This window comes from Pantoea sp. YR525, assembly GCF_900116775.1.
Classification (GTDB): Bacteria; Pseudomonadota; Gammaproteobacteria; order Enterobacterales; family Enterobacteriaceae; genus Pantoea; species Pantoea symbiotica.
On sequence record NZ_FPBU01000011.1, the window covers coordinates 43,015 to 64,654 of the forward strand.

Annotated in this window: 21 protein-coding genes; 13 read left to right on the forward strand and 8 right to left on the reverse strand. The window is 52.2% G+C overall.

Annotated features, from left to right (window positions below):
- The first annotated feature begins 135 nt into the window (after window positions 1–135).
- The 3 genes from BM323_RS20625 (at window position 136) to BM323_RS20635 (ending at window position 3,304) form a co-directional block, all read left to right on the forward strand.
- Window positions 136–1,575, forward strand: coding sequence for an MFS transporter (locus BM323_RS20625; protein WP_008109166.1), 1,440 nt, complete (start codon window positions 136–138; stop codon window positions 1,573–1,575).
- The gene (locus tag BM323_RS20630; RefSeq protein ID WP_008109164.1) at window positions 1,572–2,786 is read left to right on the forward strand and encodes an acyl-CoA dehydrogenase family protein; all 1,215 of its coding nucleotides are present in this window, start codon (window positions 1,572–1,574) and stop codon (window positions 2,784–2,786) included. The genes BM323_RS20625 and BM323_RS20630 overlap by 4 nt, the downstream gene beginning before the upstream one ends.
- Before the next feature lie 317 nt (window positions 2,787–3,103).
- Window positions 3,104–3,304 (forward strand): hypothetical protein, encoded by a 201-nt coding sequence (locus BM323_RS20635; RefSeq protein ID WP_008109162.1) that lies wholly within the window; start codon window positions 3,104–3,106, stop codon window positions 3,302–3,304.
- Window positions 3,305–3,341: 37 nt separating this feature from the next.
- Here the strand turns inward: BM323_RS20635 and BM323_RS20640 are convergent, their stop codons facing one another.
- The gene (locus BM323_RS20640) at window positions 3,342–4,289 is read right to left on the reverse strand and encodes a sulfonate ABC transporter substrate-binding protein (RefSeq protein WP_008109161.1); all 948 of its coding nucleotides are present in this window, start codon (window positions 4,287–4,289) and stop codon (window positions 3,342–3,344) included.
- 254 nt (window positions 4,290–4,543) lie between these two features.
- Here BM323_RS20640 and BM323_RS20645 point away from each other — a divergent pair, with 254 nt between their 5' ends.
- The gene (locus BM323_RS20645) at window positions 4,544–6,601 is read left to right on the forward strand and encodes an FUSC family protein (RefSeq protein WP_091004270.1); all 2,058 of its coding nucleotides are present in this window, start codon (window positions 4,544–4,546) and stop codon (window positions 6,599–6,601) included.
- A 15-nt stretch (window positions 6,602–6,616) separates the two neighbouring features.
- On the forward strand, window positions 6,617–7,306 hold the full coding sequence (locus BM323_RS20650; RefSeq protein WP_008109159.1) for an aspartate/glutamate racemase family protein: 690 nt from the start codon (window positions 6,617–6,619) through the stop codon (window positions 7,304–7,306).
- A 100-nt stretch (window positions 7,307–7,406) separates the two neighbouring features.
- Here the strand turns inward: BM323_RS20650 and BM323_RS20655 are convergent, their stop codons facing one another.
- The 6 genes from BM323_RS20655 to BM323_RS20680 all read right to left on the reverse strand — a co-directional run bounded on the left by BM323_RS20655 (window position 7,407) and on the right by BM323_RS20680 (window position 12,224).
- A complete protein-coding gene (locus tag BM323_RS20655; protein ID WP_008109158.1) occupies window positions 7,407–8,678 on the reverse strand; it encodes an alanine racemase in 1,272 nt (423 codons plus the stop codon).
- 11 nt (window positions 8,679–8,689) lie between these two features.
- Entirely contained in the window at window positions 8,690–9,427 is a 738-nt protein-coding gene (locus tag BM323_RS20660; RefSeq protein ID WP_008109157.1) for an amino acid ABC transporter ATP-binding protein, read from the reverse strand.
- Entirely contained in the window at window positions 9,424–10,068 is a 645-nt protein-coding gene (locus BM323_RS20665) for an amino acid ABC transporter permease (protein WP_008109156.1), read from the reverse strand. The genes BM323_RS20660 and BM323_RS20665 overlap by 4 nt, the downstream gene beginning before the upstream one ends.
- Window positions 10,065–10,802, reverse strand: coding sequence for an amino acid ABC transporter permease (locus BM323_RS20670; RefSeq protein WP_008109154.1), 738 nt, complete (start codon window positions 10,800–10,802; stop codon window positions 10,065–10,067). The genes BM323_RS20665 and BM323_RS20670 overlap by 4 nt, the downstream gene beginning before the upstream one ends.
- 50 nt (window positions 10,803–10,852) lie before the next feature.
- Window positions 10,853–11,689 carry an ABC transporter substrate-binding protein gene (locus BM323_RS20675; protein ID WP_008109152.1) on the reverse strand — a complete coding sequence of 279 codons (837 nt, stop codon included), beginning with the start codon at window positions 11,687–11,689 and terminating at the stop codon, window positions 10,853–10,855.
- 142 nt (window positions 11,690–11,831) lie between these two features.
- Window positions 11,832–12,224, reverse strand: coding sequence for a RidA family protein (locus tag BM323_RS20680; protein ID WP_008109150.1), 393 nt, complete (start codon window positions 12,222–12,224; stop codon window positions 11,832–11,834).
- 391 nt (window positions 12,225–12,615) lie between these two features.
- Here BM323_RS20680 and BM323_RS20685 point away from each other — a divergent pair, with 391 nt between their 5' ends.
- From BM323_RS20685 to zigA, 3 genes are all read left to right on the forward strand, one after another.
- The gene (locus BM323_RS20685; RefSeq protein ID WP_008109148.1) at window positions 12,616–13,368 is read left to right on the forward strand and encodes an IclR family transcriptional regulator; all 753 of its coding nucleotides are present in this window, start codon (window positions 12,616–12,618) and stop codon (window positions 13,366–13,368) included.
- Window positions 13,369–13,484: 116 nt separating this feature from the next.
- Window positions 13,485–14,591 (forward strand): ABC transporter substrate-binding protein, encoded by a 1,107-nt coding sequence (locus BM323_RS20690; RefSeq protein ID WP_008109145.1) that lies wholly within the window; start codon window positions 13,485–13,487, stop codon window positions 14,589–14,591.
- Window positions 14,592–14,749: 158 nt separating this feature from the next.
- Window positions 14,750–15,970 (forward strand): zinc metallochaperone GTPase ZigA, encoded by a 1,221-nt coding sequence (gene zigA / locus BM323_RS20695; protein ID WP_008109144.1) that lies wholly within the window; start codon window positions 14,750–14,752, stop codon window positions 15,968–15,970.
- A gap of 34 nt (window positions 15,971–16,004) precedes the next feature.
- On the opposite strand, the gene BM323_RS20700 is transcribed toward zigA, so the two are convergent.
- Complete coding sequence (locus tag BM323_RS20700; RefSeq protein ID WP_008109143.1) at window positions 16,005–16,673, reverse strand: O-methyltransferase; 669 nt, start codon at window positions 16,671–16,673, stop codon at window positions 16,005–16,007.
- Window positions 16,674–16,764: 91 nt separating this feature from the next.
- Here BM323_RS20700 and BM323_RS20705 point away from each other — a divergent pair, with 91 nt between their 5' ends.
- From BM323_RS20705 to BM323_RS20725, 5 genes are all read left to right on the forward strand, one after another.
- Window positions 16,765–17,403: a TetR/AcrR family transcriptional regulator gene (locus tag BM323_RS20705; protein ID WP_036649735.1), complete on the forward strand. Its 639-nt coding sequence runs from the start codon at window positions 16,765–16,767 to the stop codon at window positions 17,401–17,403.
- Window positions 17,404–17,525: 122 nt separating this feature from the next.
- A complete protein-coding gene (locus BM323_RS20710) occupies window positions 17,526–18,347 on the forward strand; it encodes a Cof-type HAD-IIB family hydrolase (protein ID WP_008109141.1) in 822 nt (273 codons plus the stop codon).
- A gap of 582 nt (window positions 18,348–18,929) precedes the next feature.
- The gene (locus BM323_RS20715) at window positions 18,930–19,877 is read left to right on the forward strand and encodes a DMT family transporter (protein WP_008109140.1); all 948 of its coding nucleotides are present in this window, start codon (window positions 18,930–18,932) and stop codon (window positions 19,875–19,877) included.
- Entirely contained in the window at window positions 19,834–21,084 is a 1,251-nt protein-coding gene (locus BM323_RS20720) for an ATP-grasp domain-containing protein (protein WP_008109139.1), read from the forward strand. The genes BM323_RS20715 and BM323_RS20720 overlap by 44 nt, the downstream gene beginning before the upstream one ends.
- A gap of 23 nt (window positions 21,085–21,107) precedes the next feature.
- Complete coding sequence (locus tag BM323_RS20725) at window positions 21,108–21,635, forward strand: type 2 periplasmic-binding domain-containing protein (RefSeq protein ID WP_008109138.1); 528 nt, start codon at window positions 21,108–21,110, stop codon at window positions 21,633–21,635.
- The last annotated feature ends 5 nt before the right edge of the window (window positions 21,636–21,640 follow it).

The following is a 21,640-nucleotide window of genomic DNA, read 5'->3' on the forward strand; positions in this document are numbered from 1 at the left end:
GTTTTTGTGTTGGCGAAAATTCAATTATCTAATTGATTTTAATGTAAATTAATATCAAGAATTGTTGTTTTGGTACAGCTAAAAAAACGCTTATAACAACCTCACCTGCACTACAAAACAACAACGTGAGGCGTTATGAGTTCTCTTCCTTTAGAAAACACCATCCCGGTTTCCGAACCGGTACGTTCGGTCAGTGACGTGGCAAGACTGATCAACACTCGCACCAAAAATGACAACTACGCGCGCATGATTGTGTTCCTCGCGCTCGGCGGCGTGTTTCTCGACGCCTACGATCTCACCACGCTGTCGTACGGCATCGATGATGTGGTGCGTGAATTTCAGCTCTCGCCGCTGCTCACCGGTTTAGTCACCTCCTCAATTATGGTTGGCACCATTGTCGGTAATCTGGTGGGCGGTTGGCTGACGGATAAATATGGCCGCTATTCGGTGTTTATGGCCGATATGTTGTTCTTTGTGGTTTCAGCGATTGCGGCGGGCTTAGCGCCGAATGTTTGGGTGCTGATTGGCGCGCGCTTCCTGATGGGCGTTGGCGTCGGGATCGATCTGCCGGTGGCGATGTCGTATCTGGCGGAGTTCTCCAGATTCGCCGGTAAAGGCAACAAAGCCGCCCGACTCGCTGCCTGGTGCCCAATGTGGTACGCGGCGTCAACGCTGTGCTTCCTGTTGATCTTCGCGCTCTACTTCCTGCTGCCGAAAGAGCATCTGGACTGGCTGTGGCGCGCGTCGCTGCTGTTCGGTGCGGTCCCGGCGCTGCTGATCATCGCGGTGCGCAGCAAATTCATGAACGAATCGCCCCTTTGGGCGGCGAATCAGGGCGATCTGAAATCGGCAGTGCGCATCCTGCGTGATTCCTACGGCATTCACGCGCATGAAGCGGAACATCAGGCGCCACCGGCCGCGGCGGCACCGAAAGTGAGCTTCCGCGTGCTGTTTGAGAAACCGTGGCGCGAACGCACCATCGTCGCGGGTGTGATGAACATCTGTATCTCATTTGAATACACCGCCATTGCTTTCTTCCTGCCATCGATTCTGGCGCAGTTCCTCGGCGCGGGCGTGTTTGAAACCATCTCGGCTTCGCTGGGACTTAACGCGCTGTTCGCCTTCACCGGCGGCCTGCTCGGCATGCGTCTGGCATGGAAATATCCGTCGCGCCACGTCGCCATCGCTGGCTTTGCCCTGCAATTATTTGCGCTGATCGCGCTGGCGTTGATAGGTCATCCGCAAGCCATCGCCGGAATCGTCTTTGCGGTATTGATGCTCGGTTTGTGGCTGTTTGCTGAAGGCTTCGGCCCGGGCGCGCAGCTGATGGTCTATCCGGCGCTTTCCTATCCAACCTCGATTCGCGCGACCGGCGTGGGCTTCAGCCGCGCACTTTCCGGCATCGGCAGTGCGTTAGCACTGTTCATCCTGCCGATTCTGCAGGCCGCGCTCGGCACCAACATGTTCTGGGTGGTTTCGCTGGCGGCGATTATCCCCATCTTCTTCCTGCTGGCGGTGCGCCACGAGCCCACGCTGCATGACATCGACGATCTTTCACATCAGGAGTCAACATGAGTTTACTGGCAACAGGTACCGATTATGAGGCGCTGGCAGCGCACTTCCGACCCATCTTCGCGCGCATCGCTGAAGGAACGGTAGCACGCGAGCGGGAACGCATTTTGCCGCATCAGCCGATTAGCTGGCTGAAAGCGGCGGGATTCGGCACGGTGCGCATTCCAAAAGAGAAGGGCGGTTGGGGCGCATCGCTGCCGCAACTGTTCCAGCTATTAACCGAACTGGCGGAAGCCGACTCGAATCTGCCGCAGGCGCTGCGCGCCCATTTCGCCTTTGTCGAAGACCGGCTGAACCAACCGGACAGCGCGGAACGCGATCGCTGGTTTGGCCGTTTTATCGATGGCGAGCTGGTGGGCAGCGGCTGGACGGAAATTGGCACGGTCAAACTCGGCGATGTCATTACGCGCGTCACGCCAGGCGAAAGCGGCTGGACGCTCAGCGGCGAGAAGTTTTACAGCACCGGCACGCTGTTCGCCGACTGGATTGACGTCTATGCGCGCCGCAACGATAACCAGGGCGATGTCATCGCTCTGGTGAACACTCACCAACCCGGCGTAACGCGTGAAGACGATTGGGACGGATTTGGCCAGCGCTTAACCGGCAGCGGCACCACGCGTTTCGCTAATGCCCACGTCGAGCAGGAACACGTCTACGATTTCGCCATTCGCTTCCGTTATCAAACCGCCTTCTATCAGCATGTGTTGCTGGCAACGCTGGCGGGAATTGGTCGTGCGGTGGCACGCGATGGCGCACAGGCGGTGGCGGCGCGAAATCGGGTTTACAGCCACGGCAACGGCGGCGCTGCGCGTCAGGATGCGCAGATTCTTCAGGTCATCGGGGAGATCACCAGCCTGGCGTTTGCGGTGGAAGCCACGGTGATCCGCGCGACACATTCACTGCAATCAGCATATGTTGCCCATTTGAGCAGCGATGAAGCGCAAGTTGCCGCAGTGAATGTGCAGGCCGAAGCCGAAGCGGGCCAGGCGCAGGTGATCGTCAGCGAACTGGTAACGCGCGCCTCTACGGAACTGTTCAACGCGTTGGGCGCATCTGATACGCGCGTCAGCAAAGCGCTGGATCGTCACTGGCGTAACGCGCGAACCGTATCGTCACATAATCCGGTGGTGTACAAAGCGCGAGATATCGGCGACTGGAAAGTGAATGGCACCCCCCCGACGGGGATTTGGCAGATTGGCAGAGGCGAGGGCTGATAAACCAGGTGCGCATGAATGCGCACCCTACAAAACCTTGAAATGCGCACCCTACGAATCCCTGAATTGTAGGGGCGCCATTTATGGCGACCATAACTCACAAACCTCTCAAATCATCACGTTACATCACAATGTGAATCAGAAACCAATTTAAAACTGTTCAGTTTTAAGCCAAAATTTATATTCTCGATTGCTGATTTATTAATTATGATTGGCCCTGATTTTTTTGAATGGATATCAATAATAGGGAGCAACAGAATGCAATCAGCGCGACGCCTTAGGTTAGGCGCGGACCGTGATTAAAAGGGGGCTGAGACATGACTGAACGCGATATTTTCAGTGAACTAATGACGGGTATGCAGGAGCTGAAAGATCATCAAGACGGAAAAATCACGCTCATGACCTACAAGGTCAGCAAGCGCGCGTCCGTCACCATCGCGGCACAGGAGCTGCGTGATGTAGGCGAAAAACTCAACCTGTCTCAGGCCGTTTTTGTGCGCATTACGAATAAAAGATAAATCCAGGCCATTTATCAGGCCCGGATTAATTAATAATTTACTTCTTATCCAGCGACCAGGTCGCGCTGCGCACATCCACTTTCACTGGCAACAGACCCACGCGCGTAAAGGTATCCGCTAGCGCTTGCTGCTCATCAAACACCTGCGGTGTCATGCGTGACGCGCCATAAGGCAGACGTTTAATGGTGGTTTGCCAGATGGCTTTATCCAGGCCGGTCGATTTCGACAGAATCGCTGCCGCGTCATCCGGGTTCTTGTTCGCCCAATCGCTGAGTTTGCTCAGTTCATCGACCACCTGTTTCGCGGTATCAGGATGTCCTTCAGCAAACGGACGGCTGGCGAGATAGAAGGTGTAATGCGGCACCAATCCTTCCGCGTTACGGATTTCACGCGCACCGGCGTTGGCTTCCACTTCTGCCAGGTACGGATCCCAAATCACCCACGCATCAATTGCGCCTTTCTGGAATGCCGCGCGTGCATCGGCGGGCGGCAGATACACCGGCGTCACGTCTTTGTAGTTAAGCCCCGCATCTTCCAGCGCTTTCACCAGCAGATAGTTAACGTCAGAGCCTTTGTTCAGGCCGACGCGTTTGCCTTTCAAATCGGCCACGCTGTTAATTGTGGAGTCTTTCGGCACCACGATGGCTTCCGTTTTTGGGTTAGCCGGGGAATGACCGAGATAGATCAAATCGGCTTTCGCGGCCTGCGCGAAGGCGGGCGGCGCATCGCCGGTAGCCGCCAAATCAATGCTGCCGACGTTTAAGCCCTCCAACATCTGCGGACCAGCTGGGAATTCCACCCAACGGATAGCAATGCCTTCCTTTTTAAAGGTTTCATCCAGCGTGCCGCGATATTTCAGCAAGGCAAAGATGTTGGCTTTCTGATAGCCGATGGTGACGGTTTCTGGGTTAGCGGCAAAGGCGTATGTGGAGAGCAGGCCAACGCTGAGAGCTAAAGCGCTCAGGACAGGAAATTTTGCTTTCATGATGATTCTCGTGTGGTTTTTTTGCCACCTTAGCAAAGCCCTTATATAACCAATAAATAACTAATTTCGATCGCTTATAACCATTATTTATGTGATCTGGATCATTCACTGTAATCAGCAAACAGGGTTTAGATTTCCATAGATGCCCATATAATTAGCACGGTAATAATTTGTATAACAAATCAAAATGCCATTACCAAAAGCTTCTGTCAGGATAAGCCATTCCGCTGCCTGCATAAGGTTTTACCCGTTCTATGAAGTGGTTTTCACGAAGCGCAGTGCTGTTTTCTGCCAAAACCTGTCTTGCTGCCTTTCTGGCTTTTTACATTGCTCTGGAACTCAATCTCGATAAACCGGCCTGGTCACTGACTACAGTGTACGTTGCCTCGCAGCTCTATTCGGGCTCGACGGTATCGAAATCAGTTTTCCGTTTCTTCGGCACCTTGCTGGGCGGTTTGTTTACGCTGCTGATCTATCCCGCCACGGTGCAGGATCCGCTACTGTTCAGCCTGTGCATCTCACTTTGGGTGGCGGTTTGTCTCTATCTTTCGCTGCACGACCGCACGCCGAAGAGCTACGTGTTTATGCTGGCGGGCTACAGCGCGGCAATCATGGGTTTTCCCGATGTTGTGTCGCCATCGGCCATCACTTACACGGTGATTTCCCGCGTTGAGGAGATTACCGTGGCCATCGTCTGCAGTAGCCTGGTGCATCGACTGCTATGGCCGGTCTCGATGCGCAATCTGTTAGAGCAGAGCGTTAACCAGTGGTATCAGAATGCGCGCAAGCTGTGCAGCGAGCTAGTCACAGCGATGCCCGCTGAGAAGTCGGTGGAGCGCGAAGATATCCTGATTCAGATGGCCAACTATCCGCTCAACGTCGAAACGCTCATCACGCACTGCGTGTATGAAGGCGATGCCGCGCGGCGTCTGGTGCGTTTAGTCAGCGTGCAGTATCAGCATCTCTCCTATTTCATCCCCACGCTGACGGCAATCGAATCGCGCCTCAATCTGCTGGCGCAGCAGCAAATCCGTTTTCCCGACTATATCGCTGAGGTCTTCCAGCAATTTTTGCTGTGGCTAAACGGTGAAGATCAGCTGCCGGTGCGCGACAAGCTAAGCCACGCGCAAGAGCGGCTGAAACAGGCGTGGCAAGAGGGCAGGCTCAACAGCGAAGAGAGCATTCTGCTGATGGGATTGCTCGAGCGCCTGCTCAATTTCGTACGTATCGTCGATGCCTATCAAAGCGTTAGCGAGCGGGTCAGTGAGTGGACACCTGCGGTGAAAGCCGGAAAGATGGCGCGTGCGCATAAACACGTCGATAAAGGTTTATTGCTGCTGTCGTCGTTCACCGCCTTTATCGCCACCTTCGTCACCTGCGTATTTTGGATTGGCAGCGGCTGGGTGGATGGCGCCACCGCGCCGATGATGGCGGCGGTGCTCTGTTCCTTCTTCGCCGGCATGGACAGCCCAATTGCGCCGATGAAGCTGTTCCTGAAAGGTGTGCTGATCTCCGTGGTGATCAGCCTGTTGTATATCACCTTGCTGATTCCGCAGGCGGTAACCTTCGAAGCGCTGGTGATCTGCCTTGCGCCAGGCTTGCTGGCGCTGGGATTGGTTATCGCTAATCCGTCGACCAACCTGATTGGCCTGATTGTCGCCACGCAGATTCCTGGCTTGATTGGCATGAGCCACAACTTTAAGCCCGATTTACAGCTTATAGTGAACGCTATCCTTTCGACGCTGGTGGGCATTACCTTCGCGGTGGTGATCACGGCGCTGATCCGCAACAAGCGTCCGTCGTGGACCGCCAAACGCGCGGTGCGCAAAGGTATTCGCGAGCTGCTGCATTTTATCGCCACGGTGCGGCTCAACAGTGTCACGCTAACCGCGCGTCAGCAGTTTGTCTCGCGCACGCTGGATAAGGTCAACATCATCCTACCGCGCAAGCGTGTCGATCCGGTGCCAGAGCTGGTCTCCGGCGGCAATCTGATCGCTGAAGCCTGGCTGGGCGCAAACTGCTACGACTACTACACGCGTCATCGTGAGCTGCTGCTGGCGCATCACATCGAAAGCGCGGCGATGTTCCACGAGCTAAGCCAGTTCCTTAAGCGCCGCTTGAAGTCGCTGCAAACCACGCCGCAGCCGGAATTGCTGGCGGAACTGAACACGCTGTTGCTGCGACTGGAAGCGGCGGCGCTGCAGGAGAACACGCTGTTTGCGCCCATGTTCCACCTGTTCAATATCCGCTTATCGCTGTTTCCTGCGGCGCGCTGGCCGGAAATCTCGTACAGTGCTGAACAGCATGTTTAAAACGGAGTTAAGCAGATGAAAATGATCGGTTTGATTGGCGGGATGAGCTGGGAATCCACCGCGCTCTATTACCGTATTATCAATGAGCAGGTGAAGCAGCAGCTGGGCGGTTTGCACTCCGCGCGCAGCCTGATGTACAGCGTCGATTTCCACGAAATCGAAAAGCTGCAGGCCGCAGGCGAGTGGCAAAAAGCGGGTGAGATATTGGCAGACGCGGCGATCAGTTTGGAGAAAGGTGGCGCAGATTTTATCGTGCTCTGTACCAACACCATGCACAAAGTCGCGCAGCAGATCACCGATGCGGTCAGCATTCCGCTGCTGCATATCGCCGATGCCACGGCGCAGCGCATTCGTCAGGCGGGCGTGAAAAAAGTCGGTTTGCTAGCTACGGCGTTCACCATGGAGCAGGAATTCTATAAAGGCCGGCTTAATCAGTCGGAGATTGAGGTGCTGGTGCCCGATGCGGCAGGACGCAAAGTGGTGCACGACATCATCTATCAGGAACTCTGTCTTGGCGTGATCCGTGATGAATCACGCGCGCAATATCGCAAGATTATTGCCGAGCTGGTGGAGCAGGGCGCAGAGGCGATCATTCTCGGTTGCACCGAAATCACCTTGTTGGTGAAGACGGAAGATGCCAGCGTTCCGCTGTTCGATACCACCTTAATCCACGCAGAAGACGCCGTTAAACTCGCGCTTTTGTAGGGTCGCCATTTATGGCGACCATCCACATTTCATAACGCACAAATCTATGCGCAATGGGTCGCCATAAATGGCGACCCTGCATAAAAGGTACAAAAACTCATCAAAACGCTGTTTCCAGTGAATCTGTGACGCAATAATCATCATCCACCAGCGGTAGATAGCGCCATTTATCGAATGCGGTACAAGGATGCGAAATACCGCAGCCAACCCAATCGCCTACCTGCAACGGCTCATCCTCCGGCAATAGCAAATAAGCGTGCTGATCGTTTACATCACTGATACGCAGATGCGTTGCGGTGCGCGGGGTGCTGCCATCGGCGTTGCGGACCCACAGCGGATTCGGCAGATCCTGATCGAAGGGTACATCGCGGCGACCGAAATCCACGAACGCCAGGCCCGGTTCCGGACGCGATAACACGCGGCCCCAAATCTCCAGCGCGGCAGCAAAATGATGTGTTGCGCCCGGCTGAGCAAAGGGCGCGATGCGCGCATACAATCCGCTGTCGTGCGCCATATAGGCACCGGAACGGATCAGCGGCGTCATCGGCAGCGGCAGTTTTGCTGCGGTGAAGCACGCCGTCACCACATCAAACCAGGCGCCGCCACCGGCGCTGAGGATGATGTGATCGCTGCCGAACAGCTGCTTTTCCGCCAGCAATTCAGCGGTAGCGATCATCAGCTGGCAGTAATCTTTCACACGCTGAATGCCGCTTTCATCACGGTTTGCGCCCAGCGCGCCCTCATAACCGGCAACGCCCACCAGCTTGAGCGCGGGGCAGGCGGCGATCGCTTCGGCAATCGCCACTGCGTCCTGCTGAGAACGACAGCCAGTGCGGCCGCCGCTTACTGACATCTCCAGCAGCACCGAAATCTGGCTGTCGCCGAGGTTCTGCGCCAAAAGGTTCACGCCTTGCAGCGAATCGACGTAACACAGGAAGCCGTGATCGGGATGCTGCCGTTGCCACTGCGCAATCCAGCGAATGCCCGCCGGATCGACCAGTTCATTGGCGAGAAACACATTGCGGATGCCGAACTGGCGCAGCGCGCGAACCTGCGCAGGCGTAGCGGCACCCAAACCCCACGCGCCGCCTTCGGTAATCGCGCGGCGCAGAATGGCGGGGGACATCGAGGTTTTCCCGTGCGCGGCGAGCATCACGCCATTTTCGCGGCAGAAGTCCGCCAGCTGGCGCAGGTTATTCTCCAGCGCCGACTGCTTCATGATCATCAGCGGCGAAAACACCTGATCGCTGCTGAGCACCGCAGTGCCAATAGCCAGCGGTGCATCACCGGCGCCCGCAACCGATTTAAAACGTGGCGCGGTTTGCTGCGCATCCAGTAATCCATCCGCCTGCAGCGGAAAACGAATCGACATAGATCCTCCTGTTAGTGCTCAAGTACGCGCGATAAGAACTGCTGAGTGCGCGGGTTCTGCGGGTTGACGAATATCTGCTCGGGCGAACCTTGTTCGGCAATCACGCCCTGATCCATAAACACCACGCGGTCAGCGGTTTTACGCGCAAAGCCCATCTCGTGCGTCACCACCACCATGGTCATGCCTTCTCGCGCCAGGCTGCGCATCACTTCCATTACTTCGCCCACCAGTTCTGGATCCAGCGCTGAGGTGGCTTCATCGAAGAACATGATTTTTGGTTCTACCGCCAGCGCACGGGCAATCGCCACGCGCTGCTGCTGACCACCGGAAAGCTGCGCCGGATAGTGATGCGCGCGCTCGGCCAGTCCGACGCGCGTGAGCGCCGCCATGCCGCGTTTATTGGCTTCGGCTTCCGACAGCTTTTGTGCTTTGATCAGCGCCAGCGTCACGTTGCCGAGCGCGGTTTTATGCGGGAACAGGTTGAACTGCTGAAACACCATGCCAACGTGACCGCAAATTTCACTGGCGCGTTTGCGTTGGTGCAGCGGCACGTCGTTGACCCACACTTCACCGCCGTCGGCCACTTCCAGTCCGCTCATGATGCGCAACACGGTACTTTTGCCGGAGCCGGACGCGCCAATCAGCACCAGCACTTCACCCGGTGAAACATCAAGGCTGATCTCTTTCAGCACCTGGGTTGCGCCAAACGATTTGGTTATCCGGCTTAAGGTAATGGCGGATTTGCTCATGAAATTTGGCTCCTGGTTTGATGATGTTGAACCCAACGGGAAAGCGGGAAGCAGACAGCGAAGTAGAGCAGGGCGACCAGGCCGTAAACGATGACCGGCTGACCGATGCGATCGACAATCGCCTGGCCTTGATGCATCAGTTCGGACATGCCGATCATGCTGACGATCGAGGTGTCTTTGATCAGGGAAAGATACTGGCCCGCCAGCGGCGGCAGCACGATGCCGCGCGTTTGTGGCAGGATCACACTCATAAAAGTCTGGCGTTTGGACAGGCCCAAAATCCATGACACTTCCCACTGACCTTTCGGCACCGCTTCAATACCCGCGCGGAACACCTCGGCGATATACGCGCCCTGATAGATGCTCAGACCAAGAATACCGGCGGCAAACAGGTTGATGTCATAGCCAAAATAGGCCACGCCGAAGTAGATGAACATCAGCGTGATCAGCACCGGCGTGCCGCGAAACAGCTCGGTGTAGATCACCGCAATTTGCTTTAAGACCGGCAAACGGCTGGTGCGCAACACCGCCGCCAACAAGCCCAGCAGCGTGCTGCCAATGATCGCAGCCACCGACAGCAGCAGCGTGATACCGAGCCCTTTTAGCAGAATCGGTAACGAACTGATGATTAACTCGTTCATAGCGCGTTCTCCCGTTTCACTGGATTAGTCAGCCATTTTCTTGCCCACCACCAGGCGGACTTTTTTATCGGGGTCACCAGCGGCGGGTGGAACATGCGCCGTCCTGCAATCGTACCCAGCCAGGAGAACAGGTTGCTCAGCACCAGATACACCAATGCCACCACGCTAAAGGTCTGGATATACAGCAGCGTACGCGCGTTGATCACCGTGGCGGTGCCGGTCAGTTCGGGCAGCGCAATCGCCGACAGCAGCGATGTGCCGAGCAGCAATTGAATCAGGTTGTTGATAATAGCGGGCCACACCGCGCGCGCCGCCTGCGGCAGTACCACGGTGAGAAACACCTGACGACGTGGAATGCCCAGCACCCATGCGGCTTCAAGCTGGCCTTTCGGCACCGATTGAATCCCTGCGCGGAAGGTTTCGGACAGATAGGCACCGACGTTAATCCCCAGCGCCAGCACGCCCGCAGTAAAGGCGCTCATGGTGATGCCGAGTGACGGCAGACCAAAGAAGATGATGAAGATCTGCAGCAGCACCGGCGTGTTGCGGATGAACTCAACGTAGCAGTGACTGATCCAGCGCAGCGGGGCCAGCGGCGACGCTTTCGCCAGCGCCGAGAGCAAACCGAGCGCCACCGCCAGCGCAAACGCCAGCAACGTCACCTGCAAAGTGAGCCATGCGGCGTCAAGAAAAGTGTCGGCGTAGCGCCACAGGGTTAGCCATTGATAACTCATGGTTCTGCTCCTTCGGGCGGCGTAGCATCAGCTGCCGCGCCGCGTGGGGATCAATATTGCGGATTCAGCGGATAACGCGGTTTGTTGCCGAACCATTTCTGATACAGCTGGGCGTTTTCGCCGGAGGCGTTAATTTCAAACAGGAATTCGTTGAGGTAGTTGGTCCAGACCTGATCGCCCTGTTTCACACCGAAGGCGTTGTATTCCAGCGGCACCAGCGCTTCGTTGGTTACGGTTAAGGTTGGGTCGAGCTTGGCCTGATAGGCGAGGAAGTTGTTATCCTCGATCATCGCATCGGCCTGGCCCTGTTTCACCGCGAGGATGGCCGCCTGCGATGAGTCGTACTCCTGAATTTTCACGTCAATGCCCAGATTGCGCACTTCATCGCCGTTGGTTGAGCCTTTCACCGTGGCGATGGTTTTGCCGCCCATATCGTGTGCTGACTGGATGCCGCTATTTTTGCGCACCAGCATCGCTTCACTCGCTACCACATACGGGTTGGTGAAGCCGATCTCTTTGGCGCGTTCCAGATTACGGGTGAAGTTACAGAACACCACATCCACTTTATTGGTTTGCAGGTTAGGGATGCGGTTGGCGCTGGTGGTGTTGACCATTTCCAGCTTCACGCCCATCTCTTTAGCCAGCGCTTTAGCGAGATCAACATCGTAGCCATCCGGGTTGCCGTCTTTATCGTAAAACCCAAACGGGGCGAAACTCAGGCAATCACCGACGCGCAGCGTGCCGCGTTGCAATACGGTTTGCAGCGCTGACTGCGGCGCGGCGCCCGCCTCTTTTTTCTCTTCGGTTGGCGTACAGCCCGCCAGCGTCAGTAATACCAGCGCGCCGGCTAGCGCGTTGAGACTCACTTTTAGCGATGTTGTCTTCATTGTTATGCTCTCTTTAAAAATTTTGACGAAACGGTGTAATACCGTTATTTCACAGCAAAATAGAAAGGCATCAATTAATAACAGGCTGTCCTGGTGTGGGCGGAGAAAGTAAACATTCGCCAGCCTGTTTTAACCGTAATATTTATTTACGATCGGCGCGGAAGCATTTCATATCGACTTCGACTTTGCAGTCGACTACTAAATCCTGCACGCTACAAATACGTGCCGGTGGATTTCCGCTAAATATCTCACTGAATACTTTATTAAATGAACTGAAATAACGCGCGTCGGTTAATACCGCCGTGACATGTACCACATCTTCCACGCGATAACCGGCTTCACGCATGATGGTGAGACAGTTTTCGAACGCCAGCTGGGTCTGTTCGATAATGCCACCTTCCACCACTTCGCCGTCGCGCATCGGCGTTTGGCCGGAGATGTAAAGCCAGCCATCGGCTTCCACCGCGCGGGCAAACGGCAGTTTCTGCCCGCCGGTGCCGGTTCCGCCTTCGACGCCATAACGTTTAATCGTCATCCGTTCCTGCTCCTGTTGCAGCGAAAATCTGCTTACTATGTTGTCTGATATACCAGACTGCTATCTGCAATACTGGATAGGGCAAGATTTGCACAGGAAATTTTCTTTTGCAATATGTGCACCGCTATTTAATTTTTTGTGATGTCGTCCGGATCGCAAAATAAATTTAAGTTGAGTGCGTATTTAAATTGGAGTGTGATCCCTATCGTATTTTTATAAAGGCTCAGTGAGCGTGATGCGCCATAATGAGGCACCAAAATTGATCGTGGTAATAAATGGCGGGTGATTAATATTTATTTAATCCGGGATGGGTAAATGTTGGTGCGCGGTGTATCATGCCTCTCTTTCAATGCCTATGCCTTTTATAGCCATGCCACCAAGGAGTGAGTTTATGCCGGATGAAAAAACCTCGCGGGCGCGCGGCGTTGACCGGGTTATTGATATCTTTCGGCAGTTGCACAGCGCACGCCAACCGATGTCGATGCGCGCGTTGATCGACGCAACCGGCGCACCGCGTTCCAGCATCTATGAATTAGTCAGCCTGTTGAGTGAAGCCGGTTTGGTAGAATTGGATGCCGAAGGCGCGGTGTTCTTTGGCCGTGAGATGCACTATTACGGTGCGGATTATATGGCGCACAACGATCTGATCCGTCGGGCGCATCAATTGATGGTGGAAATTGTGGCGCGCCACGGCGAAACCGTGCAGCTCTGTATGCTGGAAGGCAATAAATACACCGTGGTGCTCTCTGAGAGTAATGCGCATCCGTTCAAAATTACCTCGGATATCGGCGTGCGTGTGCCAATTACCTGGACTGCGACCGGCCGCTTGCTGCTGAGTAACTGGTCGGATAGCGCGATTCTGGATCTGATCCCGGAGGAGGATTATCGCCTCGCCAGCGGCCAGATCCTCGACAAGCAGGCGTTTCTTGATGAAATTCATCACGCCGGAAAACTCGGTTATTGCATGACGGAAGGCTTATCTGAAAGCTTTACCTGCTGCATGGCGGCGCCGATCCGTTCGCGTAGCGGCCAGGCCGTGGCGGCAATCTGCTTTATGGTCAGCCGCGATACGCCGCAGGAACGCCGTCAGATGTTGCTGCAGGAACTGATCACCTCAGGACAAAAACTGTCTGATTTCACCTGACAGCGCCCTCGTAAAACTCCGTTACACCTGATTGAAGTGGCGTTTATTCTCGCCACTTAAGGTTGTGTTAAGGTAATTGATAATAATAACTATTCTTTTTACCACGGAGTTATGGGATGAAAACGCGCCTGCTTTTGGCAATGGGATTACTGGCTTCAACGGCGGCTGCCGCCTCCACTTATCCGCTGACCGTCACCGATATGGACGGTAATACACAAACCATCAGTAAAGAGCCACAGCACATCATTCTGCAGGATGGCCGCGACATTTTGACGCTGGCGCTGCTGGACCGCGACGATCCGTTTAAGCGCGTGGTGGCGTGGAACAATCTGCCCAAAAAGCAGGACACGCAAACCTGGGATCTGCTGAAAGGTCGCTGGCCGGAAGCGACGAAAATCGTTGATATGGGCTTTAACGATCAGGGCCAGGTCAACCTTGAAAGCGTGCTGGCGCAAAAACCGGATTTGATGATTGCGCAATTGCGCGCCAAACCGGCGCTTCAGCAATCGGGCGTGCTCGCTACGTTGCAGAATCTGCATATTCCTGTGGTGTTCGTGGATTACGAACTGCACCCGGCGCAGAACACTGCACCGAGCGTGACACTGCTCGGTAAAGTGCTGAACCGCGAAACCCAGGCCAAGGCTTACACCGATTTTTATCAGCAGAAATTCGCGCGCATTACACAGGGCGTGGCAGAAGTGAAAAATAAGCCAACGGTGTTTATCGAACCGATCGCCGGGAATAGCGACAACTGCTGCTTCACGCACAGCCACAATGGTTGGGGCGGATTGGTGGAAGCGGTGGGCGGTAAAAATATCGGCTCTGAACTGTTGCCGGGCAACGCCGGATTTGTCGCGCTGGAGAAAATCATCGCCATGAAACCGGATGTTTACATCATGACCGGTTCGAAGCGTCCGAACGCCAATGTGCTGCCGTTTGGTTATGGCGTGCAACCGCAGGAAGTGAAAGCCACCTTCCAGACGCTGCTGAAGCGCACCGGCCTGGCGCAGATTGAGCCGGTGAAGCAAGGCCGCGTATACGGCGTGTATCATCACTTCTATAACCATCCGTACAACATCATCGGCATGGAAATTCTGGCGAAAGATCTCTATCCGCAACAGTTTGCCGATCTGAAGCCCAACGCGGATTTCCGTAGCATCGTTAAAAACTTCACCACGTTGCCGGATAACGTGATTGATTTAAGTTACCCGAACAATCAGTAATAACGGGTTTTCTGTTACGCCCTAAGGTCGCCATTTATGGCGACCGATTCGCTCCATCAACATTCCTCAATGACAACGTTAATTGTTATGTTATAACATAACCAACACTGCGCGTATGCCTATACGCCTTGAGAACGTTGTCATTCAGAGGAGTTGCTATGTCAGCATTAACCCAAAACCAGCATGGTTTTAAAAAACTTCCCGTCACCGTGCTTTCCGGCTTTCTCGGCGCAGGTAAAACTACGCTGCTCAATCATATTCTTAATAACCGCGAAGGCCGTCGCGTGGCGGTGATCGTCAATGATATGTCGGAAGTGAATATCGATGCCGCGCTGGTGCGCGAGGGCGGGGCAGAGCTGTCGCGCACCGACGAAAAGCTGGTGGAAATGAGCAACGGCTGCATCTGCTGCACGCTGCGTGAAGATTTGCTGCTGGAGGTGAATCGGCTGGCAAAAGATGGGCGTTTCGATAACCTGGTGATCGAATCCACCGGTATTTCTGAACCGCTGCCGGTGGCGGAGACCTTCACCTTCGCCGATGAAGAGGGGCAAAGTCTGTCTGAAGTCGCCGCGCTCGATACCATGGTGACGGTGGTCGATGGCTTCAACTTCCTGCGCGACTATGAATCGAACGAAAGCATTCAGTCGCGCGGAGAATCGTTGGGCGCGGAGGATGAGCGCACGGTGGTGGATCTGCTGGTCGATCAAATTGAGTTCTGCGATGTGCTGATCCTCAACAAAACCGACCTGATTGATGAGACGGAAAAAGCGCGATTAATGGCGATCCTGACGTCGCTCAATCCGCGCGCCAACATCATTACCTCTGAATTCGGCAAAGTCGGGCTGGATCAGGTGCTCAACACCGGTTTGTTTGATTTTGATGCCGCCGCACAGGCGCCGGGTTGGCTGCAGGAGTTGCGTGGCGAACACACGCCAGAAACGGAAGAGTACGGCATTCGTAACTTCGTGTTCCGCGCACGTCGCCCGTTCCATCCGATGCGTTTTTTCCAGTTGATTGAAAACGAGATGCGCGGCGTGGTGCGATCTAAAGGCTACTTCTGGCTCGCCAGCCGTCCGCGTCATGCCGGTTCATGGTCGCAGGCGGGCGGCGTGTCGCGCCAGGGTTTAGCCGGGATGTGGTGGGCCAGCGTGCCTAAAGATCGCTGGCCAGAAGATGCGGAAAACCTTGGCTACATCTTAGAGAACTGGGTTGACGGTACCGGCGACGCGCGTCAGGAACTGGTGTTTATCGGCATCGACATGGATGAAACTGCGCTGCGTAACAAACTGGAACATGCGCTGTTAACCGATGAGGAAATGGCGCTCGGCCCCGATAATTGGGCAGAATTCCCCGATCCCTTCCAGCCATGGTTTAACTGATCGTAGGGTCGCCATTCATGGCGACCTTTTTTAATTACACCTTTCCCAACCACATCGAAACCTCAACCCCATCATTAAACGGCAGCGACATAAACCCTCTACTGCTGTGCACCAGCTCCAGATATTCCGGGCTGAAATCGGCATCGTCGGCAACAATTAGCGCGCCGGGACGCAAAAACGGCTGCACCAGCGTCACAATCTCCGGGTAGATCGCTTTTGCGCCGTCCAGCACCAGCATATCGATGGTGGCCGGGAGATCGCGGCTTAATGTCTGCAACGCATCGCCCACGCGCACCTCAATCAAATCGCTGACGCCGGCATCGGCGAAATGGTTTCGGGCTAATGCTACTTTCCCCGGCTCAAATTCGCAGGTGATGATGTTGCCGCCGCCATTATCGCGTACCGCCGCCGCCAGATGCAGCGTGGAAATACCGAACGAGGTACCAAACTCAACGATGGTTTTGGCATGGCTGCTGCGCGCCAGCATATACAGCAATTTGCCGGTTTCACGTGATACCGCCAGCGGGACTTCCTTCAAATGTCCGTAAAGTTCCAGGTAATCGGTTTTACTGTGCAGCAGGCGATGTTGTTCGGCGTCAGACATGGTTCTGAATGCATCGTTGGTTGGATGCGCCATATTATCGGCCAGCTCAAACAGGTAATTCAGCAGCGGCGCCAGTGGCGCAGAAGTTAAGGTATTCATGTTGTTCTCCGGGCATACCAAGTGGATTTTGCTGTGCCAACAGAATACGATGAATTATTCGCATTTCACTATTCGTGTTCAGGGGATGATGATGGCTGAGCCACGTAACACTAAGATTTCAGAGCGAAAAAGACCCAAGCAGGCACGCTCCAGCGAGCTGGTTTCCGCCATTTTGCAAGCGGCTACTCAGGTTTTGGAACTGGAAGGGGCCGCCCGTTTCACCACGGCGCGGGTGGCGGAACGCGCCGGCGTGAGTATTGGATCGCTGTATCAATATTTTCCCAATAAGGCGGCTATTCTTTTCAGATTGCAAAGCGAGGAATGGCAGCGCACCGGCAATTTGTTAGGCGCGATTCTGCGTAATACCGCCAACACACCGCGTCAGCGACTCCACGATCTCACGCTGGCGTTTTTACATTCCGAATGCGAAGAAGCGGCGATGCGCACCGCGCTGAATGACGCCGCGCCTCTGTATCGTGATGCGCCGGAAGTGCAGGAAGCGCGCGCGGCAGGTGAAAACGTCATCAGTGATTTTCTGCGTGAAGTATTACCGCAGTCAGAGGAGACCGAACGGGCGCGCGCCGCAGATTTATTGAACAGTACGCTGGGCAATGTTGGGAAACACTTTTCCGAATCGCCGCGCACACCAGAGGAGATTCAGGCTTACGCCCAGGAGATGGCGGAGATGTTTTGTGCCTGGATCAGGGAAAAAGGCGCCGATTTACAGTAAAAGATGGACTGGAAATCTCTGAAAGCGGTTAACAAACTCATTATTCACATTCTCAATAATCCACACCGCGAGTAAGCTTAACAAAACCTTTATAGAGCCGAATAAGCAAACGGGAGAGCAAAATGGCAGTGAAGATGATTGCGGTGGATATGGATGGCACTTTTCTCGATGACAACAAACAGTACAACGCGCAGCGCTTTGCGCGTCAGTATGCGTTGTTGAAAGAGAAGGGCATTCGTTTCGTGGTCGCCAGCGGCAATCAGTATTATCAGTTGCTGCGCTACTTTCCTGACATCAAAGATGAGATCGCTTTTGTCGCGGAAAACGGCGCCTGGGTTTCTGATAGCAATGAAGAGATCTTTTGCGGTGAACTGGCGCAGGAACGCGTGCATCAAATCCTCGATATTCTCGCCAAAGAACCGGACATTAGCACCGTGGTTTGTGGCCGCAATGGAGCGTACGTGCACACGTCAATGTCCGACGAAGTGATTGCCATGCTGGCGAATCATTATCATCGTCTGGAAAAGCGCGACAATCTTTACGATATCGACGACACCATCTTTAAGTTCTCGCTGAATCTGGCGCACGAAGGGGTTGATGCCTTGATGGAACGTTTGCACGCTGAGCTGGGCGCAATTGAAAACATTATGCATCCTGTATCCAGCGGTTTTGGTTTTGTTGATTTGATCATTCCCGGCTGCCACAAAGCGCACGGCATCGCGCTGCTACAGGAAAAATGGGGCATCGATGATTGTGAAGTGGTGGCGGTAGGCGACAGCGCCAACGACATCGAAATGCTGCGTCAGGCGTGCTACAGCTTCTCAATGGCGAACGCCGCAGCGCCAGTCAGCGCGGTGTCGCGTTACAGAACCGAAAGCAACAATGACGAAGGCGCACTTAACGTGATCGCCCGCATTCTGGCGCGCGAAGTGCCGTTTGGTTGATGTTATTGATGCGGAGCGTCATTGCAGGCAATGACGCTCACTCTGAATGTCAGCTGCTAACTCATATCTCTTACTAATACCCGTCACATAATAAATTATGGAATTCTTATGACGGCATTTGCGCCTAATTTTAAGAACGTGGGCAGCGTTAGAATCTAATCATTTCTTTTAGTAAGACATATATGTATTTTTTACATTCACACTAAATTTCATTGGTGAAATAAAATCATTGTAATGCAATGGTTTGGACGATGTTTTAAATTCAGCCTATCTTGCGATAATTTCACGTGTCTTATATTGATGTGGGAAATTTCCCTTGCTTTAAATCATTACACTGCCTTTGGAATAAAATGCAGCTGAAAATAACAAGCTATATTTATAAGTCAATTTAATGTTCGCTGCGGGATTGGTAATTCAAGTGTTTTTTCTTTTTATTAGGTAGTGATTGAATTATGGCTAGAGTTTTCATTATGCTCTGATAAGCTGGGCTTAAGGATTCGGTTGCCGCTAATAATTCAAGCATTAAAATAATGAGGTTTTAAATTTAACGCATTAATATATAGCGCAGGGAGCGCTCAAATTATGTCATCCATTTTTAACTTTTTAACGAGAGTTCGCGTTTATTTGTTTTTTATAATGCTTTGTTCGATTGGAGGCACAACGTGGGCATTACAAAAGCTTGGATTAAATAACAGTCTTCCATTGTGGTCAGCCGGAATGCGGTTTTTAATTGCAAGTGTCATTATCATGATTTATTTGTTGTTGAGGAAGAAGCTATTCATTAATTACTCTGTTTCCATTCTAGCTTTGGCGAACGGTCTGTTTTACTTCTCCATACCTTTTGGAACCGTTTACTGGTCATCAACATATATACCTAGTGGATTGGTGGCAGTTTTAGCTTCTGGTATTAGTGTATATGCACTGCTTCTAAACCATTTCTTACGCGGCAAGCCTGCAACTTGTAGGCAATTGATAGGCGTTGTATGCGCCATCATGGGTATCTGTGTGGTTTTTGGTGAAGGGATATCCTTACAAGATAATGAAAAAAGTTTTATTGCTATGTTAGCAGTGTTAGGCGCCATGGGCAGTTCAGCCGCTATAACGCTAAAAATACAAAAGCATATTAAAACGCTTCCTCTTCTTAGTTTTGTTGCACTCTCCATGCTTAGTGGCAGTTTTTTTCTCTTGATTACAAGCTTAATGATCGAAAGTGGCAACCGTTTTTTTAATGGGGAGAGTTTAGGTGCTCTTCTTTATTTAGCAGTAATAGGATCAGTGTTAGGCTTTACGCTTAATATAACTCTGCTTAAACATTGGCATATTTCTAAAGCAACATCGCATTTATTCATTTCTCCAGTTATTGCGTTGTATATGGGCTTCGTCATTCTTGATGAAGAAATTACGATAGCGGTAATTATAGGTACGGCAGTAGTTGTCCTCGGAGTAATGTTAATAATCTTACCACAACGTAAAAAGGAAACCCTCAATGTCAACTCAGAAGAAAAACCTGGCCATAATTTGTCAGAATAGAAAACTGCCATTTGTCTTTGATGAAGCTCAAGCGATGGGCGTTGAGATTACGTTTTTTTATAACGAAAATGAGCCGCCGCCGCCCGTGCTTCCCGCTGTAGTCAGAAGCATTGCTTTGCCATTGTTCGACGATGAAGAAGAGGCAATAAATAAAGTAATGCTAGCAAATAGAGAACATCCAATCGATGGTGTTTTAACACTGTTTGAACCGGCGTTAGACTTCGCAGCTAAAATTGCTCACCAGTTAGGATTACCTTTCTTACCAGAATACGTGGTTGAGCAGTGTAGAAATAAAAACATGACGCGGCGCGTTCTGCATGATAATGGCCTAAATACACCATCCTATATCGAGCTAAAAGAAGGAGAATATCCAAATGTTGAACAAATTAAATTTCCGCTTGTCGTCAAGCCTACTAATGGCTTCTCCAGTCAGGGAGTTACCAGAGCTAATAACCATGATGAATTGAAAAGTGCTATAGATAAAGTATGGGAAATTAATAACACGCAATTGAAAAATTTTATCTATGACAAGGGAGGTGTTCTACTCGAGTCATTTATTGATGGACCAGAGTTTGCTATTGAAACATTTTCTCATTGTGGTGAAGTGACGGTGCTTTCAATCGGTGACAAAGGTAATAGCAAAGGTCCCTACTTTGAAGAGGGAGTTTATATTGCACCTGCTAATATTGATGAAAAACTGCGAGACGAAATTGCAGATGAAGTCAGACGTGCACTTAAGGCCTTGGGAATTAGTGAGGGACCCGCACATGTTGAACTACGTATTGACCATAAGCAAAAGCCTTTTGTTATTGAAGTCGCACCACGCGTGGGTGGGTCCGGAATATCACATTATATTGTGAAAGCGAGCACGGATATAAACTTTCTCCAATTGGTTATTTGCCAGGCGTTTGGCATGGAGATTCCTATAAAATTGGAGTTAATGGCTAAGTCGATATTTACTGCCGGAAATTATATTATTCCTGTGCAAGGAAGTGGAATATTTATCGAGATTGATGGGTTAGCTAATCTCCGTGAAAAACCTGAGGTGCAATACGTTTTTGAATTTATGGATGCTGGGCATAAAGTTCTTCCATACCCTCATTTTTCAGGTTATCCAGGATTTATTTTAACGCGTCATACGGATCATGCAGCTTGTGAAGCTTTTTATTATGATTTGCAAAAAAGTCTAAAAATAAAATATCTATAGATTCTGTGATTATGGAGGGTGGTATGAATCGTAAAATCAAAATTCACACTTTGGGGCCAAAAGGAACCAATTGTGAAAAAGCAGGTTATCTTTGGCTGGAAAGTAAGAAGGTCGATGGTGATGTTGAGCTTTATTCAACACTTGAGGATGCTCTCATTGAAGTCAGGAAGAATACACATGATCTATTATTAGGATGTGCCGTCTATCCAAACTTACATAAAATTGTATTTGAGAACTTGGACTTTTTAGAGATTCAGGATAGTTTTGTAATGCCAACGTGGAATATGGTATTGGCAAAAAATCATAGTAGTTCGTCAAATATGGAAGAACTCACAATAGCTTGTCATCCTGCGCCATCCCATCTTGCGTATACATACAGTCAGGATGTTCGTTTTGTATCAAGTAATGTACAGGCGGCGCTGGAGTGTATTAGTGGAAACGTTACCGCATGTATTACAACGTTAAAGGCTGCACAAGATAATAATTTAAAGATCATGCAAGACTTTGGTGAGATACCAATGTGTTTCACGATCCATGGTCATCGAGACTAAGGAGT

Coding starts and splice junctions, on each gene's coding strand:
- BM323_RS20630 (WP_008109164.1), top strand. CDS start 1,572: ATGAGTTTACTGGCAACAGGTACCGATTATGAGGCGCTGGCAGCGCAC.
- BM323_RS20650 (WP_008109159.1), top strand. CDS start 6,617: ATGAAAATGATCGGTTTGATTGGCGGGATGAGCTGGGAATCCACCGCG.
- BM323_RS20660 (WP_008109157.1), bottom strand. CDS start 9,427: ATGAGCAAATCCGCCATTACCTTAAGCCGGATAACCAAATCGTTTGGC.
- BM323_RS20685 (WP_008109148.1), top strand. CDS start 12,616: ATGCCGGATGAAAAAACCTCGCGGGCGCGCGGCGTTGACCGGGTTATT.
- BM323_RS20710 (WP_008109141.1), top strand. CDS start 17,526: ATGGCAGTGAAGATGATTGCGGTGGATATGGATGGCACTTTTCTCGAT.
- zigA (WP_008109144.1), top strand. CDS start 14,750: ATGTCAGCATTAACCCAAAACCAGCATGGTTTTAAAAAACTTCCCGTC.
- BM323_RS20670 (WP_008109154.1), bottom strand. CDS start 10,802: ATGAGTTATCAATGGCTAACCCTGTGGCGCTACGCCGACACTTTTCTT.
- BM323_RS20640 (WP_008109161.1), bottom strand. CDS start 4,289: ATGAAAGCAAAATTTCCTGTCCTGAGCGCTTTAGCTCTCAGCGTTGGC.
- BM323_RS20700 (WP_008109143.1), bottom strand. CDS start 16,673: ATGAATACCTTAACTTCTGCGCCACTGGCGCCGCTGCTGAATTACCTG.
- BM323_RS20645 (WP_091004270.1), top strand. CDS start 4,544: ATGAAGTGGTTTTCACGAAGCGCAGTGCTGTTTTCTGCCAAAACCTGT.
- BM323_RS20655 (WP_008109158.1), bottom strand. CDS start 8,678: ATGTCGATTCGTTTTCCGCTGCAGGCGGATGGATTACTGGATGCGCAG.
- BM323_RS20680 (WP_008109150.1), bottom strand. CDS start 12,224: ATGACGATTAAACGTTATGGCGTCGAAGGCGGAACCGGCACCGGCGGG.
- BM323_RS20720 (WP_008109139.1), top strand. CDS start 19,834: ATGTCAACTCAGAAGAAAAACCTGGCCATAATTTGTCAGAATAGAAAA.
- BM323_RS20715 (WP_008109140.1), top strand. CDS start 18,930: ATGTCATCCATTTTTAACTTTTTAACGAGAGTTCGCGTTTATTTGTTT.
- BM323_RS20665 (WP_008109156.1), bottom strand. CDS start 10,068: ATGAACGAGTTAATCATCAGTTCGTTACCGATTCTGCTAAAAGGGCTC.
- BM323_RS20690 (WP_008109145.1), top strand. CDS start 13,485: ATGAAAACGCGCCTGCTTTTGGCAATGGGATTACTGGCTTCAACGGCG.
- BM323_RS20705 (WP_036649735.1), top strand. CDS start 16,765: ATGGCTGAGCCACGTAACACTAAGATTTCAGAGCGAAAAAGACCCAAG.
- BM323_RS20625 (WP_008109166.1), top strand. CDS start 136: ATGAGTTCTCTTCCTTTAGAAAACACCATCCCGGTTTCCGAACCGGTA.
- BM323_RS20725 (WP_008109138.1), top strand. CDS start 21,108: ATGAATCGTAAAATCAAAATTCACACTTTGGGGCCAAAAGGAACCAAT.
- BM323_RS20635 (WP_008109162.1), top strand. CDS start 3,104: ATGACTGAACGCGATATTTTCAGTGAACTAATGACGGGTATGCAGGAG.
- BM323_RS20675 (WP_008109152.1), bottom strand. CDS start 11,689: ATGAAGACAACATCGCTAAAAGTGAGTCTCAACGCGCTAGCCGGCGCG.